The organism is Gracilibacillus alcaliphilus (assembly GCF_016909015.1).
GTDB classification, from domain to species: domain Bacteria; phylum Bacillota; class Bacilli; order Bacillales; family Amphibacillaceae; genus Gracilibacillus; species Gracilibacillus alcaliphilus.
In genome coordinates this window covers 88,545-106,631 of the sequence record NZ_JAFBFA010000006.1, presented here as the reverse complement: position 1 = coordinate 106,631, position 18,087 = coordinate 88,545, and the positions used below count along the sequence as shown (strand labels likewise).

The following is an 18,087-nucleotide window of genomic DNA, read 5'->3' as shown; positions in this document are numbered from 1 at the left end:
ATTCAAAAAAACTCTATCCATTTATGATTACTTTTTGGTTGTAAAAACTCCATTTATGTTTTAGAATACAATATATAGACATAAGCAATCAAAAAACATCAATATATTGTATCACTAGTGTAAGATCGCTCTTACGCACCCTATGCTACATATCTATATGATTTTTAACAAATCACCAAATATATCGCTCTACAATGGGCGCTTTTATTATGTAAATGGAGGTCTTGACATGACAACAATGGAAACAAGCAGTATCAAACAATCTGTCATCAATGCATTACAAAAGGCTGGTGAAAAGTACGGTTTAGATACGAAAGAAATTCAACAACGAATCGAACAAACAAGCAAATCAGAGCAAGAAACAACACAGGAGGCATTATTTTACTCATTAAATAGAATTGCAATGGATCAGCCGGATTGGACTTTTGTAGCCGCTCATTTCCATTTAACCAACCTTTATCAAGAGGCAGCAGCCAACCGCGGCTACCAGGCAGATCAAAAATACGGCAGTCTATATGAGCTCATCACCACTTTAACAGATAAAGGTATCTACTCTAGAGCACTTTTGGAAGCCTATGATAAAGATGAGATGGATGCCCTGCAGCAAGTCATTGAACCGGAAAAAGACGCACTATTTAATTATATTGGATTATTTTTACTGTCAGATCGCTATCTAGCCCGTGACCATGATCGTCATTTATATGAATTACCTCAAGAACGTTTCTTGATCATTGCGATGACACTTATGCAAAATGAAACAAAAGAAAAGCGGTTGGAATTAGTGAAAGAAGCCTATTGGGCTTTAAGCAACTTATATATGACCGTAGCCACTCCTACCTTATCGAACGCTGGTAAAAGCTATGGCCAATTATCTTCTTGTTTTATTGACACAGTTGATGACTCATTAGATGGTATCTACTTAAACAACTGGGATATCGCCCGCTTAAGTAAAGATGGCGGCGGAATTGGTATTTATTATGGAAAGGTTCGTGCCCTAGGCTCTGATATTAAGAAGTTTAAAGGCAATTCTTCTGGGGTTGTTCCTTGGATTCGTTTAGTGAATGATACAGCAGTCAGTGTTGATCAGCTTGGTCAGCGTCAAGGTGCAGTTGCTATTTATTTAGATATCTTCCATAAAGATATTATGAACGGCTTCTTAGACTTAAAGACCAATAATGGGGATGAGCGCCGTAAAGCACACGATATCTTCACAGGTGTTGCTATTCCGGATTTGTTCATGCAACAGCTTCAAGAACGTGATGAGAACGGCAAAAGCATTGGTGAATGGCATACATTCTGTCCACATCAAGTGAAACAAACCATGGGATGGAAAGACGAAGATGGCAATCCGCTCGGACTAGAAGATTTCTATGATGAAGAAGATCAGAAATATTTCACAGATAAATATTGGGAAGCAGTCAATCATCCATTACTTCCTAGAAAAACATACCGTGCGATGGATATTATGGCACGCATCATGGTTGCCCAGTTGGAAACTGGTACACCATATATGTTCTATCGTGATGAAGTCAATCGCCAGAATCCGAATAAACATAAACGAGGCATTGGCAGAACATCCATTTACTGCAGTAACCTCTGTACTGAAATTGCACAAAATATGTCGGCTACAACGATTACAAAAGAATATTTAGATGAAGACGGAAATATCGTGATCATCCGTAAGCCAGGAGATTTTGTTGTCTGTAACTTGTCTTCTATCAATTTGGCAAATGCCGTTCGTGCTGAAGTACTAGAACGCCTGATTGCTGTTCAAGTCCGTATGCTGGATAACGTAATTGACTTGAATACAATTTCTGTTGGCCAAGCACAGGCAACCAACAAGAAATACCGTGCCGTTGGTTTAGGTACGTTTGGCTGGCATCACCTGCTTGCCTTAGAGCACCTGCACTGGGAATCAGAAGAAGCGGTTGATTATGCCGATAAAGTATATGAAGACATTGCCTACTACACGATCAAGGCTTCTATGGAATTAGCACAAGAAAAAGGTGCCTATTCTGAATTTGAAGGATCTGAATGGCAAACCGGTGTCTACTTTGACCGTCGGAACTATACATCTGACCGCTGGCAGGAATTGCGTCAGCAAGTGGCTGAAAATGGTATGCGCAACGGCTGGTTAATGGCGGTAGCACCTAACTCTTCCACTGCCAAAATTGGCGGCTCTACCGATGGAATTGACCCAATCTACAATGTAGAGTATGCCGAAGAGAAAAAGAATTTCAAATTTAAAGTGACGGCACCTGATCTAGATCATGTTACTTATAACTATTATCGCCGTGCCCGTCATGAATTAGATCAAATATGGAGCATTAAACAAAATGCCAAACGCCAGCGCCATATTGACCAAGCGATCAGCTTTAACCTTTATGTACGCCACGATATTAAGGCAAAAGATCTTTTAAACCTGCACCTTGCTGCATGGGAAAACAAATTAAAAACAACCTATTATGTACGAAGCACTTCACAAACAGAAATTGAAGAATGTGAAGCTTGCCATAGCTAAAGACTTCAGCAGAGGATCGAGAACCCTGCTGCTATGAGAAACAAAATGCACAGCAGCCAGAGAAGAGAGATTCTCCTCTCTCTTCTCTCTAACTGTAAGGAGGATATGAACAATGACACAAGTGGACCAACGTTTATCAAAAATCAAACTATTAAATCCTACTCATCCAAATAAATCAACAGGAATTATTAATGGTGAATCTTCTGGTTTGCTTAATTGGAATGATATTGCTTACTCGCAAATGTATGACCTATATCAAACATTACTCGCCAACTTCTGGAAGGCTCAAGAAATCAATATGCAAGATGATATTAAACAATGGGATGCACTGTCTGACACAGAGAAAGACGTTTTCTTGCGTATTAATACACAGTTAGCTTCTTTAGACAGTTTGCAGACACCAACGATGACACAAGTGATGGACTATGTAACAGACTCTAGTTTTAAGGCAATCTTTGCCGTAATCGCTCAGCAAGAGGCAGTGCATAATGAATCTTATTCTTATATCTTGAGTTCACTTGTACCGACTAGTGAACAGAACAGACGCTTTAATCAGGCGAAAGAAGACCCAATTGTTCGTAAAAGAAATCAATTAATCTTAGACAGATATGAAGCATTCCGTGAACAGCCGACAGCACAACGCCTATTTGAACTAGCAATTAGCTCGATTAATTTGGAAGGTATCTATTTTTACGCTGGATTTGCCTTCTTCTATCATTTAGCACGTCAGCAAAAAATGCTTAAAACAAGTACAATGATCAGTTATATTCAACGGGATGAAATGCAACACGCTTATTTTATTTCTCAATTTGTACGTATCTTACTTACCGAAAATCCGGAGCTAAACACTCCTGAAAATATTCAATTTGCTTATGATACAATCGATCAAGCCGTTCAATTAGAAAAGGAATGGGCCGATTATATTTTAAAAGATATTGAAGGAATTGACCTTCAAGAATTCCATGGCTATGTGGAGTATCTAGCCAATAAACGTTTCCGCCAAATTGGCTTAGACAACTATTATCCAGACCGGGAAAACCCAATGCAATGGATTCACGTCTTTAGTGACGAAATGATGAATGAAACTAAGTCTGACTTCTTTGAACAGAAATCACGTACCTATACCAAAGTTTCTTCATCCAATGGATTTGACGAATTATAAAGTGTAACTTCGTTCAGTGAGGGTTCGACGCATAGGAAGTGCTAGTGCAGACGTTGCGACATGACGGCCGCAAACTTAGTCAGTTTCCTCTCTCCACTGAACGTTAGTTGAACTAATCGGATGGTTACTAGCTGTTGGATCTCCTGCTTTAACAACGAGGCTTTCCCTTATCTGGAAGGGGAGTCCTACAGCCAGTTACACTGCGATAAACGATTTTATTAAAGGAGGTGTTGCTGTATGAAAGCAGCAATTATCTACACATCAGTTACTGGTAATACAGCGACATTAGCTGAAATCATTCATGAAAATATGGAAAAGCGTCATATTGCTACCGACCTAATTCCGGTAGATTCCTTTGATCCAGCCGCTTTGTCCAATTATGACATGGTAGCTATCGGCACTTACTCTTGGGATGATGGGGAATTACCGATGGAAATGGAAGATGTCTTCGAAGCATTTGAAGAGGAAGATGTTCAACACATTACAACAGGTGTATTTGGTACAGGAGACAGCTTCTACTCTCATTTCTGTGGCGCTGTTGACCTTTTCCGTGACATGTTGTATGTCCAAAGCAACTTGGCTGTTACCCTAAAAGTAGAGCTGACTCCACAAGACGATGACATAATGAAGTGTGATAAATTCTGTGATCGATTAACTAATCAGCTTGTCTTGGTTTAATCGTATGATAGCAAAAGCAGAATAAATGATGAAAATTTATCAATGGTTTCATTCCATAATATATGACAACTACTAGTTTCAAAATATTCCTGTCCATTTCCAAAGTGGATAGGAATATTTTTCATTATAAGAGGATTCAAGTGGCTACTACCTCCCACTTGAATCTAGGATGATGAACGGTTACCATAATAATAAAAAACTGTATAGGCTATAGAATGAGGGGATGTTCACTTGAGTAACGAATATGTTGGAAATGAAAGTCAGAAACTGATTCTGAAAAAGGATCATGTTATTTTTTTAGCGGCCATATTTTGTTTTTGGTTTGCTATCTATATTTACTCACCTGTTTTTGGTGTGTACTTACAATCTAAAGGATTTTCTTATTCAGCGGTCGGCATCATTATTGGAAGTTACGGTATTACTCAGATTTTACTGCGTTTACCACTTGGGATTTTATCTGATTATCTGAATAAATTAAGGAAGCTTTTGTTTGTCGGCGGGTTTGCTGTTTCGCTGATCAGCTGTCTGATTTTAGTCTATTTCGACTCTTTTTTTATGATTACGACAGCAAGATTACTGGCAGGGATTACTGCCTCCATGTGGGTAATGGCTACTGTTCTGTATACCTATTACTTTAGTGCAGATCAATCAGCCAAGGCAATGGGAACATTACAGTTTATTACGGTAACCACACAGTTTATCAGTATGGCAATAAGTGGATTTATTGTGGAAAAGCTGGGCTGGAATGCTCCCTTTTGGATTGGTGCTTTAGCTTCTATATTAGGTATTTTACTTGCTTCTCAAATTAAGGATTTACAAAGCGGTTCAACGGAAACAACATCTAAGAACAAATCTAATCTATTATCTCATTTATACACGATGCTTGCCCTGCCCGGATTAAAAATGATCACCTTCTTATCGTTGATGGCCCATGCGATTCTGTTTATTACCATCTTTGGCTTTAGCCCAATTATTGCTGCTGATAATGGCGTTTCAGAGACAGATTTTATTTGGCTGGTTAGTGCTTTCTTTATTCCGCATGCTGCTGCCTCGTTAAGCCTGGTTTTCACCAACATCGACAGCAAACATAATAAATCGATTTTGTGGAGCTGTTTCGGAATAACGGGAATGTTTCTTTGCTTTGTACCATTGGCACATACTCTGTTTGCTTTAAGTGCCCTTCATTTTGTCATTGGACTTACGCTTGGTTTTGTATTCCCGATTCTATTGGATGAGGTGATACGCTGTAGCCCAGCAAATTTAAAAATGTCGGCTATGGGCTTTTTTCAATCCTTTTATGCACTTGGTATATTTTTGGGTCCATTAATAGCAGGCAGTATTGCAGAGCAATTTGGACTAGGGGAAGTATTCTATGTCACGGGAGGCTTCGCTTTATTAGCCGTCTTGGTCATTCTCAGGAAATTCCCAAACAGAGGATAATAAGGTATGGAGAAAGAAAAGTGCAGAGCGCCCGTTTAAACACGTAACGAATGGAGCAGAACAACTGAGATATAAGAAACACGGTGAGGTGACGAACCGATGTTGACTAATCGTAGGGCATGACGCGAAATCTCTAAAGTTTGGCGCTTGCAGCTGGACAAGGATCTCCTTGTATACGAATAAATGAAGACAACATTATATACTTTCTGCATGTTTGGCTGAAAATCTGTATTCGCAAAGGAGAGAGAAAATGAATAGCTTATATAGTATACTTGTTATCGCTCATATTCTATCTGCTATTATCGGAATTGGTCCTGGCTTTATTTTGACTACATTAGTAAAAACAGCGCAAACGATGGATCAAGTCAGATATGTGTTCGCTATCAAATATCGGCTCCACCGGTTTGTCAGAACAGGGGGCATCTTGTTATTGGCAACAGGTTTATTGTTAGGTGCAGTGAATCCTTTCTTATTCCAACAAGGCTGGTTTCTTCTGAGTTTATTCCTTTATTTAATCGTACTCATCTTAGGAGTAACTCTGCTCAAGACGTATACACGTCCTATCCGGCAAATGATAGCTGATCTTAATATAAAAGAAATCCCCAGCAGTTATTACCATGCACGAAATAAACTGCTTCGCACAGAATATATTGTAAATCTATTAATCATTGTCATTATTTTATTAATGATTACCAAACCTTTTTAAATTTTCTAGCAAGCGGGCAGTTTGGGATCAAAGGAATGATTAGACAGGAAAATGATCCTAATTCACCTTTCACTTATTAAACACTTTTTTACAAAATTCTGTCGTTTATTCTTTTCTATCTGTATATTTTTGTTCTATTTTGTGCTTATTTTACCATAGATTAGGTATTGTTAACCATTTAGGCTTCCATTATAATAAAGTGAGACTTTCAATTGTGGTTTCTTATCTCCATGGTTGGATCGAGGGTGTCATTCCCACCTAGTTCGCAAACCTTCTACATAAATATTTTTTCGATGAGTAATATCTTGGTACATACTGCAGATCTTTTTTGCTGCTCGTATAGAACTTTCTGCTCACTTCATTATGGAAGCTTGGAGGTTATTATGGAAAGAAAGACTTTAGGTGACTTATTAGAACTTGTAATCACTATGATACCGGAAAGCCAGCTGTTTATTGGACGTATAGTTAAGGATGGGCTTTTCTTTCTGAAAGCGCAAGATAAGCATGCTGCCGGGGAAATGATATTAGATGACCAGCGGCTAGATACACTGGAAAAATGCTGCCAAAAAATCCTGACAAGTAAACAAGCAATTATCCTTCATGATATATCAAGCATAAAGTTAATAAAAGAGCTAAAGCTTCTCTACCCAACACCGATACGATCCTATGCAGGAGTTCCCATATACAAAGGTGAAATGATAATTGGCATATTATGTGCTACTCATCAGAAAAAGCATTATTATGATGAAAATACCATTCTAATATTAGAGAGATGTTCCCGTCTTTTTTCCTATGTACTGGAATTAGAGCATCAAGCGATGAGCGATATGCTGACAAAAACATATAATCGACGCTACCTCTATGAGAATTTTAAGAAAATGAAGACCTCAGGTACACTATTATCGATTGATTTAGACGGCTTTAAAGAAGTAAATGATCAATATGGGCATGCATGGGGAGATAAAATCCTTGTGGAGGTCAGTAATCGTTTAAAAAAGACCTTGCGTGATCAGGATATCCTGTGCCGTATTGGAGGGGATGAATTTATTATTATTCTGCCGGAGCCTCCAAATGAAGTATACTCCTATCATTGCGCACAGACCATTATCCATTCCTTGTCGGATTGGTCTGAGTATACCCTCCCGATTGATATCTCAGTTAGTATCGGAATTGTCCATTATCAAACCAAACAGCCACTGAAACAATTGATGCAACTGGCCGATGAAGGACTTTATAAGGCCAAACAAATGGGAAAAGGCACCTACATGGTGATGTCTTAAACTTCCCTTTGCCTGAAACGAGAAAAAGCCGATAACAGGCGTCTGGCCTATTCAGCTTTTTCTCTATATAAAGCGTGTTCCAAAAATCCGGTCATATAACCTTCAACGGTTAAGTTCGCAACATCGTGTTGCAACTCCGTCATTCGACACGTCATTTTTATCAGGCGTTTTGAAGATCCTTTATTAATACGGGGCAATAATTAATGATACACCCAATATTAAAAACAATATAATCATTAGCCAAGGCTTTTTGCGCCATTTTTTTGTTACTGTATAGTAAAATATCTCATCAATCCCCATACTTGCCACAAGGAGCAAGTTGGCAATTCCGAGGTATAATGTTCGGCTTGCCTCTTGACTGATTCCCATAATTAAGAAACCTATCAAGCCAAACATAATCACTAATTGAAACGTCACTAGTACTCTCGGTTTTGGATACTTTTTTCGACGAACATCTTCTTCAAAGAAAATTCCCATAACATCCTCCTGCTATTAAGATGGTGTCCTAAATAAAGCAAGCTTACCAATTCGCTCACATGCCTCTTGCAACCTGACGGGATGATCCAACAGCCCGATCCGAACAAACCCTTCTCCCGTTTTACCAAAGCCATTGCCAGGTGCGACAACAACATGGGCTTGTTTTAATAAGACATCAGCAAATTCCTCTGCTTGATACCCGGCTGGCACCGGCATCCAGATAAAAAAGGATCCTTGTGCCGTACCGCCCGTCCAGCCAATCGCCTCAGCGGCAGCTAGAAAAGCATCTCTTCGTTCTTGATATGTTGCTGTTAATTGTATCATCGCTGCTTTCCCATGATCTAACGCCTCTTTTGCCGCCATTTGAATCGCTCCAAAGATGCTGACATAATAATGATCTTGAATTAATTCAATAGCTCGAATAATCGAAGGGTTGCCAACAGCAAAGGCAACACGCCATCCAGCCATATTAAAAGCCTTCGATAACGTATACATCTCCACCCCTACCTCTTTTGCTCCTTCCGATTGTAAAAAACTCTGTGGTTTGTCCTGCTCAAAACCAATCGAACCATAAGCAAAATCATGAACAACACCTATTTGATGTGTCTTGGCTACAGCAACCGTTTCATCGAAGAATGACTTAGTCGCTGTAGCAGCCGTCGGATTATTGGGATAATTAAGAAACATCAGTTTGGCGGCTGTCAAATCGGCTGGGTTCAATTCCTGATAATTAGGCAAAAAATGATTTTCCTGTTTTAATGGCATAAAAACTGGATCCGCATCAACTAATGCTACCCCTGACATATAATCCGGATAACCTGGATCGGGTACCAGCACCTTATCCTTAGCATTCAGCAAACATTGGCTGATTTCCACTAAGCCTGTCTTAGAGCCGAACATAATCGCTACCTCTGACTTCGGATCTACCTCTACTTGATATTCACGCTTATAAAAATCGGCTACAGCCTCTTTTAAAAAAGGAAATCCTTGAAAAGGAGGATATTTATGAAAAGTCCCACGCTCACTGCTTTCTTGCAGTGCCTTGACAATAAATTCCGGTGTCGGCAAATCAGGGTTCCCCTGACCTAAATTAATGACATCATGCCCTTCCTCTTTTAATGCCTGTGTTGTCTTTACTAATTTAGCGAAAAATTGATCTGGCAATCGTTTTAATGCTTCGGCATATTCAAATTCTATCATTACTGGTCACACTCCATATAAACGAGGTACTCTGCTGTCAAAAACAGGGATACGCTTACGTGTTTTCTCTACTTCAGTTAGATTTAAACTAGTTTTTACGGTGGCCTCTATCTCACTGTCACCTGCTACAATTTGTTTACCAGAGGGGTCAATTACCAATGAATCTCCGGCAAAATCCGTACCATCACACGTACCGCAGCTATTGGCAGAAATAATAAAGCATTGATTTTCAATTGCCCGTGCATGCTGCAGAAAATGCCAGTGTTCTTTTCTAGAAGTTGGCCACTGTGCTACAATATGTATCACTTCGGCTCCTTGTAGTGCCAAATCACGGGTCAATTCTGGAAAACGGAGGTCATAGCAAATAATCAGCCCCATTTTTACCCCCTCCAGTTCAAACACCTTGGCTTTATTTTTACCGCCTTGTAAATAGTTGGGCTCATCCAGCATCGGTACGAGATGAATTTTGTCATATTCATGAACTAACTCACCTTCACGATTAAAGACATAACTTGTATTGTAAATGCCATCTTCTTTCTTATTTGCAATCGATCCGCCGATAATATGCACTTGATGTTGTTTGGCTAAGGAACTAAGGAATGGAATCGTTTCTTTCCCCTTGCTATCTGCTATTGTTATTAATTGTGGTAAGGCATAGCCAGTATTCCACATTTCAGGCAAGATAAACACATCAGGCTTATCTGCTTGCACTTGTTCTTCCACCCATGTTTGAATCTTATGAAAGTTTGCTTGAGGTTCAGCAGTTACGACATCCATTTGATAAATGGCATATTTCATATGTACACCTCATCTCTGTCTCTTTTTACCTATTGTAAAGCATTTATCAGCTATAAGCGAGCAAACTCCTTTTTTTGATAATAAAATGCGTCTGTCTGCCTTCTTCTACTTTTATGAAGTAATTTCAATAATACTTGTCTGCACTGTTGTTGGCTGACTATCTTTCCACACCATTGATAGCTAGAAGCAGTAGTGATTTTTTGTTCTGGAAATAATAAATAATAATCTTGTACACAGCGAAATACAGCTTAATAATTACCTTCTTTGGCCATGCAAGACTCACAAATAATGGATCTGGACTGAAGTGCGGTATGCAGGAAATCACATTGTGAACATGGGATGCCTACCCTACATTCTATCAGTGCATACGCTGGCAAACGCAAATAAGGGGAATGTGTTTGATGAGCGGACAACAGGTGAGAAACCACTGAAGATGCATTAATTATTTTATGATTAGCGATCATTTGCTTTAAAAAGATTTCCAAATTGGAATAAAAAAGAATTTGTTGATCTATTGAAGTTTGGTATATAGTGCAGCTCGGATTAATAAAAACGATATAAGCTACGACTTGAGGTAAATTTTATTACTTTGGAGGAAGCGGCGGAATAAAGAGAAGGTTCGATTACATTGAATAATAGGATTACCTATCTCGTTCCTTTGCAGATTACAAAATCTATCTTGATCAAAATAGAACTGGCCAGTATAATTTTTTAATTCAAAAAGATAAATAGTATCGTTGGTTAATAATAGTGTATCTATTTGAAAATAGGAATCCTGCCATTTCAATAAGAGGTCATTAATAATGGGGAAACGATCGCTTCCTGGTTCAAGATATGAATCAAACTTCAAAACCATGTTTCAGCCGCTGGTACTTTTGGTATTCCATCTTGTCTAGTGATTTACGCTTAGATAATGCTTGATAAATAGCTAATTCTGCTTGTACTTGACGCTCTTTTTTAAACAGATTAAACACCCCTTTCCACTTTTAGTTATTCTATCCAAATGGACAATAACTAGCTTACAAAGCAATTTCACTTTTTGCGACTCACCTTGATCATTTTCTGGTCAGATAATAGGATTATTCTTATTTTTTGAGCAAAGAAGATTTAGTTTTATTTCCAATAATCGACTTGTTCTTGCCATTTAGCCGATTGTAGACTCCTTTTTTCTAGTAAATAAGAGGGGGAATTTACCTTCACTATTGATAGATTGCAAACTGCCTTTTTCTAAGGGATCAAAGGGGGATCTTTGCTGTTTACGAATTTCCCTGCTCCCTCTTTATCGCTTAACAGCTCTATCTTTGCTGTTTGCAAATTTCCATACCCTCTTTCTACCGCATGACCAGTTTATCTTCGCTATTCACGAATTTCTATGTCCTCTTTCTATCGGATAAGTTATTGCTTGTAAATCCAAGGTGCTGCTGGAGTTATATGATTACCGGATAGAAAAAAACCGGAACAAACCATTCTTTCTGTTTGTTCCAGTTTGATTGGACTATTTACAATATTCAACTACTTCACGATAAGGCAAACCGCCGCCGAATATATCAAGAGCACTGCCAATCGTGATATGCAGCTTACCTTTAGTCAATTGTTCAAATAATTGTAAATCGGCTATTGACCTGACTCCTCCTGCATATGTCGTAGGAATGGATACATACTCTGCCAGTAATTTTACTAGCTCAGCAGCAATACCAGATTTTTTTCCTTCGACATCTGCTGCATGGATAAGGAATTCATCACAATATTCTTCTAGTTCCTTGATTGTTTCCTCCGTAATCGCGATATTACTAAATTTTGTCCATTTATCGGTTACTACAAACCATTGGCCATCCTTCTGTTTACAACTGAGGTCAATAACCAAACGATCTTTACCGATCTTGTCTACAAGCTGCTTCAATCTGTCCATCTTCAATTCACCGTCTTGGAAAATATAGGAAGTCACAATGACATGTGAGGCACCAGCCTGCAGAAATTCATCGGCATTGTCAACATGAATCCCTCCACCAATCTGCAACCCACCTGGATAGGCCTGTAAAGCTTGGATGGCTGCCTCTTTATTACCATCTCCTAGCATGATTACATGACCGCCTGTCAGCTGGTCTTGGGCAAACATCTTGGCATAGTAACTGCTGTCATGACTAGATACATAATTCTCGACTACTTGCTTGTTTTCTTGATTTAGTGTGGCCCCTACTATTTGTTTTACCTTTCCTTGATGTAAATCAATACACGGTCTAAATTGCAAAGTATTCACGTCCTTTTTTCTCCTTATCACTAACGCTAACTTCTTCATTTCAAGAAAAATCTCAACTGGAAGGAAAAAGCGCTAATTCTCTTATCCTACTATTTGCCAAGAAAGCCCCCATTTGCTGCAATCACTTGGCCTGTTAACCAGCTTGCTTCCTCCCTTACGATTAAAGAAATCATATTTGCGGCATCAAGCGGCTCTCCAATACGCCCTGCTGGAAACAATGGCAGGAATTGCTGTTTTAAATCTGCCTCAATCCACCCAGTATCGGTCGGTCCTGGATCTAAGGCGTTGACAGTTATACTGGAAGCCGCCAAATTGGTTGCCAATGGCGGAGTGATTGCCTTCAATGCCCCTTTGGTAGCGATGTAAGCCAAATTATTCGGATCTGGCCCGCCAGAAACCATAAAAATAATTCTTCCTTGTCTACCCTCAGGAAATACTTGTTGAAAATTGCTTGCAAATAATGTACTTAGTAGAATTGTTGCCTTATTGTTAACCTGATAATGTCGATCCAACATATCGCCAGAGAGCGTTGCTGCATTAGAAGGAAACTCATACGTAGCATTATTGACCAAAATCGTTGGTTCCCCTAATTGATGTCTCACTTCCTGCATCAGCCGAGCTGGGGCGTCTTCGTCTGTAAAATCGACTTCTATCTCAGCAGCACGTACACCAAGTTCTAATAGTTCCTGTTTCAGCTGCCGTGGATAATGATGACTTGTCACATAGGGGTCTGCCGCCGCCAAATGAGTAAAAAAAATATCAATCCCATCCCTTGCCAGCTTGTGACAAATGGCGGCACCAATACTGTTGGCGCGACTAACCCCAGTTATAATAGCTATCTGCTTCATTTTGTGTGCTCCTTCGTTTCTCTTTCCCTTATTGTAAGGGAAAGCCTAATAAAAGAAAAGATGTCACCGCAAAAGATGACATCTTCCTTTTTTTATGCAAAACCGCGTTGATATTGTGTCGGAATATCGATTGCTTGTTCCAGCTGCCGAGCCGCATGGATAGCCCAATACGGATCGCGAAGCATGCCTCGGCCAATTGCTACTAAGTCTGCCTCATCATTACCAATCACAGAATTGGCTAGGGCAGGATCTTCTAAAGAACCGACTGCTATCGTTGGTACATAGAGCGCCTTCCGCATAGCACGGGCGAACGGCAGCATATATCCTTGATGGTTACCTGGATGACGGGCAGGAGCAATCGCTCCCTCACCGCCAGCGCTAATATGAAACATATCTACACCTGCCTGCTGGTAGGCTTGTGCCTTCTCGATTCCGTCTTCCAAGGTATAACCATCTTCCACAAATTCGGTCGCAGATATTCGCATGAGCAGTGGCATACCTTCTGGCATCTCACTTTTTACAGCTTCAATTACTTCCTGACCAAAACGGGTATATTCTTTGTATTCATCCTCACGTTTATTGGTTACCGGCGAATGAAATTGATGGATTAAGTAGCCATGTGCTCCATGCAGTTCAATCGCATCAAAACCTGCTGCTACAGCGCGGCGAGCCGCTTGTCTGAATTTTTCTACCATCGCTTTCACTTCTTCTGTTGTCAATGCTCGTGGCTGCTTATAATTCTCATCATAGGCAATCGCTGACGGAGCTACTGGTGTATCAGCGTCCTCAGCCTTTCTGCCGGCATGTGCAATCTGAATAGCAATTTTGCCTCCATGTTTATGGACGGCCTCTGTTATTTTACGATAAGCTGGAATCTGTTCATCTGACCATAAACCAAGACATTGATTAGTGATACGTCCGTCTGGTTCAACATTAGTCATCTCCACAATAATCAGGCCTGTTTCTCCAACGGCTCGTGATACATAATGGGTATAGTGCCAGTCGTTTGGTGTGCCGTCTTGTTTGTCGACGGAGTATTGACACATAGGTGCCATCACGACGCGGTTTTTTAGCGTTAGATCTTTTATCTGAAATGGATCAAAAAGTTGTTGCACAATAATGCCCCCTTGCTTACTTTTGATAACATTATTAGTATAGCAATAATCATCTTGCATTTCATATCTAACGACTTAGTCAGCAGCAGACGGCTGTCGTGACAAGGTGTATTCTAAAGCAAAGATACAAATAAATAACCACACGGTACTCAAAGCAATACCGGCTGTAATATCTGTTACAAAATGCACACTTAATACTACACGACTGCAAGCAATAATAAGGGTAACGATTAATAATAGCACGACCGCAAACCATTTAACGGTCTTGCGGGACAGATGCCGCCAGAGAAGATAGCTTAGCAGACCATAGAAAGCAAAAGAACCTGCTGCATGTCCGCTGGGAAAACTGAAGCCTGTACCATCATATTGTGCAATCACCTCTGGCCTTTCCCTTCCGATCACCGTTTTCAATACTTTAATCAGTATACTAATACCGATCATGTTTATACAAAAATATAAGCTGTACCAATTGCTGTACTTACTAAACCATAAGGCCGCTGCAACCACTATCGTTGCAGTCGTTAAAAACCAAACCGATCCTGCATGGGTAAGCGTCCCCATAACCTGATATAACAAGCTGGCTTCCGCAAAATGATCCCCCTGCTGAAAAAAGGTATCCACACTAAAAGCCGTGTCTTTTGATACAGCAATTGCCAGACAAATAAACACAACTAACGCCACTGCCGCAACAATAGCTAATACCTTCAAACGCTTTACTACGTGATTCATTTTCTACACCTCTGCCCCTTATATACTTTAGCATCCAAGTAACATTTCTGTCTTTTCTCTCCTCGTCAATCAAGTCAAAACGGGAGTCTTCCTGATTTACTTTTAAGTGGGGCTTACGGTCGATTACACTAAGATAAACTAATTATCCCGAAACCGGTAGCCGACGCCCCAAACTGTCTCAATAAATACGGGCTTAGATGGATTCTCCTCAATTTTCTCTCTAATTTTACGGATATGCACCGTAACGGTTGTATTATCACCAATCGCGTCCCAGCCCCATATTTGTTCGAATAATTGTTCTTTGGTAAATACCTGATTAGGGTGTGTCAGCAGAAACAATAATAAGTCATATTCTTTTGCGGTCATGATCAATTCTCGTTCATCTAAGAAAACTCTTCTAGCTTGTGCATCCACCAATAGGCTTTTGCTTTCAAGCAAATGACTGGTATCGTCTTTCTTCGTTAATCGCTGATATCTGGCCAAATGCGCTCTCACCCTGGCAACTAATTCATTTGGATTAAACGGTTTCACAATATAGTCGTCTGCCCCGCGATCAAAACCTTTTATCTTATCAATATCTTCCTTACGAGCCGTGACCATTAAAATCGGAATATCCAATCTGGCACGTAATTGTTCACACAATTCAAAGCCATTGATTTCAGGCAGCATCAAGTCTAATAAGATCAAATCATATGCTTCTGTAAGTGCGTATTCCAAGCCTTTTTTCCCTGTTAAGGCAATAGTCGTCTCAAAACCTGCTATTTCCAAATAATCTGCCTGCAATTCAGCAATACTTTGTTCATCTTCGATAATTAATATTTGCTTCATTATTCTCACCCACTTTTAAGTAAGAAGTAAACTGCTGTGCCTTGATTCACTTCACTCTCTGCATATACTTTTCCGCCATGTGCCTCGATAATCTTTTTCACAATCGCCAAACCGATTCCACTGCCGCCAGTTGTTGAATTACGTGATTCATCACTACGATAAAATTGATCAAATATAAATGGGAGTGCTTCTTTTGCTATGCCAATCCCATTATCCCGGATCATTAACTTCAGATAATCACCTTGCTGCTCAACGGCAATGTTGATCTTAAGTGCATCCGTATGACGATATTTCAAACAATTATTCAGGATATTCACTACTGCACGATATAACTGTTCCCGATCTGCTCGGACTGTTTTTGTCACATTTGCTTTGATCTGATATTCCCACTTGATATCAGGATATTGAAAAGCCCATTCATCGATAATATCACGCAAAAATTGATCGATATCGATTGGCATAAAATGAAAAGGCACGCGATCCAGATCCAATTTGGAATAGAGAAACAATTCATCGACCATTCGCTCCAATTCATTGGTTTTCTGACCAATTGTTGTCATATAGCGATCCAGCTTCTCCGGGGTATTGGCTACCCCATCCGTCACACCTTGCACATATCCTTTAATAGATGTGACAGGTGTCCGTAAATCATGTGAAATACTAGAGATTAATTCCCGGCGATTGGTTTCATATTTTTTCTGGACATCCTGTGCTTCTTTTAAACTTTTCCTCATCGCTTCAAAGGTTGTCGCCAGTTCGCCTAATTCGCCTTGATAGCTGGTTTGGACTTCTTTATCCAGATGACCGGCCTTGATGTGCTTAGCAGCCAGGATAAGCTGCTGAATCGGTCCAATAATAGTGCGCGAGACCAGATAGGTCAACACTCCATTTGTAATAATGACAACGAGAAGCAGTAATAAAAAACGATAATTCACAAATGCTCGCAACTTATCTTCTTCCATATTATTATCCTGCCAAACAAAAAAGGCAAGCCCTAAGCCGATCTCAATTAGGAAAAAGGCAAGAATCGGAATGATAATCATGCCCAGATTAGAAAGAATCAGGCGTTTCTTAATTGACATCTTGATCACCTACCGTCAAACAAATGGATTTTATTAAAATACATGTTCAAAAAGTTTGATAAAAAGGACAATCTTAGTAGAAGTTCCTCTTCCTTTTAATACGTGAGTAGAGGAGAAGCAAGCCAACGCTAAAATTCGATGCATCATTTTTTTTTGGACTGTTTGAACAATCTCTTAAAGTATAATGGAAAAAGAACGGATAAGCCAACGGTTATTCACCCCTTCTTCGATCTAGTACCGGCACCAACACTGCACCAATAAAAGCCGTAAAATAAGATAAGAATTTAATCCCCATCGGTATATCGAATAATGTCAAGGTAACAATCCCAATTATACTGGAAAAGGCAATGCCTAAGATAAAACCACCAAACCAGCCTAAAATGACACCGACTAATATCCTCATTGTATCTTCTCCCCTTGCTTACTTTTGATTTGATCAGCTAATATCATACCTGCCAACAACAATAACAGCACCCCGGCAATCGGATGTAATGCACCAATCCATGGCAGCATACCAGCCATATTAGCCGTAAAATACAGCAAAAAAATCAACCCCATTAAACCGATCAATTGCCCGTATACTTTTAGAGGCATATTGGCAAGCCAAGCTGTTATAAGCAGCAGCACAGGCAAGTTAAAACCAAATAAATGAACAAACAGCGTATGGTTTCTCCATTGACTTGGATCCATAAATACAGCCATACCTGCTAAAATAAATTGAATGACAATCGCTGTGGTAAATACTATTAATAATGTGTAAAATACGAATCGTGCAAATTGTATTCTCATTACCTTCCCTCCTGACTTCTCCTTTAGTTTATTCCGTAAATCTAAACTCCCGCTTATCCAATTATTAAATTTTTCTTAAACTGCATGTTCAAAAGCAATATACTCTGGCAGACACCACTACTATCCATAAAATTCTAGCAGTCTTCCATTTTCAACAGAGCTAAGAGGTTGACGGAG

The 18,087-nt window shown here is 39.6% G+C and carries 19 protein-coding genes; 6 read left to right on the top strand and 13 right to left on the bottom strand.

The window, feature by feature from the left end; all coding sequences use genetic code 11:
- Positions 1-229: 229 nt before the first annotated feature.
- The 6 genes from JOD18_RS06765 to JOD18_RS06740 all read left to right on the top strand — a co-directional run bounded on the left by JOD18_RS06765 (position 230) and on the right by JOD18_RS06740 (position 7,787).
- Positions 230-2,521, top strand: a complete 2,292-nt coding sequence (locus JOD18_RS06765) for a ribonucleoside-diphosphate reductase subunit alpha (protein ID WP_204668185.1) — start codon at positions 230-232, stop codon at positions 2,519-2,521.
- A gap of 112 nt (positions 2,522-2,633) precedes the next feature.
- Entirely contained in the window at positions 2,634-3,683 is a 1,050-nt protein-coding gene (locus JOD18_RS06760) for a ribonucleotide-diphosphate reductase subunit beta (protein ID WP_204668184.1), read from the top strand.
- Between the two features lie 237 nt (positions 3,684-3,920).
- Positions 3,921-4,361 carry a flavodoxin domain-containing protein gene (locus tag JOD18_RS06755; RefSeq protein WP_204668183.1) on the top strand — a complete coding sequence of 147 codons (441 nt, stop codon included), beginning with the start codon at positions 3,921-3,923 and terminating at the stop codon, positions 4,359-4,361.
- Positions 4,362-4,592: 231 nt separating this feature from the next.
- Complete coding sequence (locus tag JOD18_RS06750) at positions 4,593-5,801, top strand: MFS transporter (RefSeq protein WP_204668182.1); 1,209 nt, start codon at positions 4,593-4,595, stop codon at positions 5,799-5,801.
- 250 nt (positions 5,802-6,051) lie between these two features.
- Positions 6,052-6,507: a DUF2269 family protein gene (locus tag JOD18_RS06745; protein WP_204668181.1), complete on the top strand. Its 456-nt coding sequence runs from the start codon at positions 6,052-6,054 to the stop codon at positions 6,505-6,507.
- 383 nt (positions 6,508-6,890) lie between these two features.
- Positions 6,891-7,787 carry a sensor domain-containing diguanylate cyclase gene (locus JOD18_RS06740; RefSeq protein ID WP_204668180.1) on the top strand — a complete coding sequence of 299 codons (897 nt, stop codon included), beginning with the start codon at positions 6,891-6,893 and terminating at the stop codon, positions 7,785-7,787.
- 183 nt (positions 7,788-7,970) lie between these two features.
- Here the strand turns inward: JOD18_RS06740 and JOD18_RS06735 are convergent, their stop codons facing one another.
- The 13 genes from JOD18_RS06735 to JOD18_RS06680 form a co-directional block, all read right to left on the bottom strand.
- Entirely contained in the window at positions 7,971-8,264 is a 294-nt protein-coding gene (locus JOD18_RS06735; protein WP_204668179.1) for a hypothetical protein, read from the bottom strand.
- A 15-nt stretch (positions 8,265-8,279) separates the two neighbouring features.
- Positions 8,280-9,464, bottom strand: coding sequence for a pyridoxal phosphate-dependent aminotransferase (locus JOD18_RS06730; protein WP_239587969.1), 1,185 nt, complete (start codon positions 9,462-9,464; stop codon positions 8,280-8,282).
- Positions 9,465-9,470: 6 nt separating this feature from the next.
- Positions 9,471-10,262, bottom strand: a complete 792-nt coding sequence (locus tag JOD18_RS06725) for a carbon-nitrogen family hydrolase (RefSeq protein ID WP_204668178.1) — start codon at positions 10,260-10,262, stop codon at positions 9,471-9,473.
- Between the two features lie 562 nt (positions 10,263-10,824).
- Complete coding sequence (locus tag JOD18_RS24960) at positions 10,825-11,118, bottom strand: nuclease-related domain-containing protein (RefSeq protein WP_204668177.1); 294 nt, start codon at positions 11,116-11,118, stop codon at positions 10,825-10,827.
- Positions 11,102-11,236: a hypothetical protein gene (locus JOD18_RS24590; RefSeq protein ID WP_275582970.1), complete on the bottom strand. Its 135-nt coding sequence runs from the start codon at positions 11,234-11,236 to the stop codon at positions 11,102-11,104. The genes JOD18_RS24960 and JOD18_RS24590 overlap by 17 nt, the downstream gene beginning before the upstream one ends.
- Positions 11,237-11,757: 521 nt before the next feature.
- Positions 11,758-12,510, bottom strand: a complete 753-nt coding sequence (gene hisA, locus JOD18_RS06715) for a phosphoribosylformimino-5-aminoimidazole carboxamide ribotide isomerase (protein WP_204668276.1) — start codon at positions 12,508-12,510, stop codon at positions 11,758-11,760.
- A gap of 98 nt (positions 12,511-12,608) precedes the next feature.
- Positions 12,609-13,367, bottom strand: coding sequence for an SDR family oxidoreductase (locus JOD18_RS06710; RefSeq protein ID WP_204668176.1), 759 nt, complete (start codon positions 13,365-13,367; stop codon positions 12,609-12,611).
- A gap of 92 nt (positions 13,368-13,459) precedes the next feature.
- On the bottom strand, positions 13,460-14,482 hold the full coding sequence (locus JOD18_RS06705; protein ID WP_420827784.1) for an NADH:flavin oxidoreductase/NADH oxidase: 1,023 nt from the start codon (positions 14,480-14,482) through the stop codon (positions 13,460-13,462).
- 75 nt (positions 14,483-14,557) lie between these two features.
- Positions 14,558-15,211, bottom strand: coding sequence for a phosphatase PAP2 family protein (locus tag JOD18_RS06700; RefSeq protein ID WP_204668175.1), 654 nt, complete (start codon positions 15,209-15,211; stop codon positions 14,558-14,560).
- A gap of 138 nt (positions 15,212-15,349) precedes the next feature.
- A complete protein-coding gene (locus JOD18_RS06695) occupies positions 15,350-16,039 on the bottom strand; it encodes a response regulator transcription factor (RefSeq protein ID WP_204668174.1) in 690 nt (229 codons plus the stop codon).
- A gap of 5 nt (positions 16,040-16,044) precedes the next feature.
- Positions 16,045-17,121, bottom strand: a complete 1,077-nt coding sequence (locus JOD18_RS06690; RefSeq protein WP_204668173.1) for a sensor histidine kinase — start codon at positions 17,119-17,121, stop codon at positions 16,045-16,047.
- Positions 17,122-17,332: 211 nt separating this feature from the next.
- The gene (locus JOD18_RS06685; protein ID WP_204668172.1) at positions 17,333-17,524 is read right to left on the bottom strand and encodes a DUF5957 family protein; all 192 of its coding nucleotides are present in this window, start codon (positions 17,522-17,524) and stop codon (positions 17,333-17,335) included.
- Positions 17,521-17,910 (bottom strand): DUF6220 domain-containing protein, encoded by a 390-nt coding sequence (locus JOD18_RS06680; protein WP_204668171.1) that lies wholly within the window; start codon positions 17,908-17,910, stop codon positions 17,521-17,523. The genes JOD18_RS06685 and JOD18_RS06680 overlap by 4 nt, the downstream gene beginning before the upstream one ends.
- Positions 17,911-18,087: the final 177 nt, after the last annotated feature.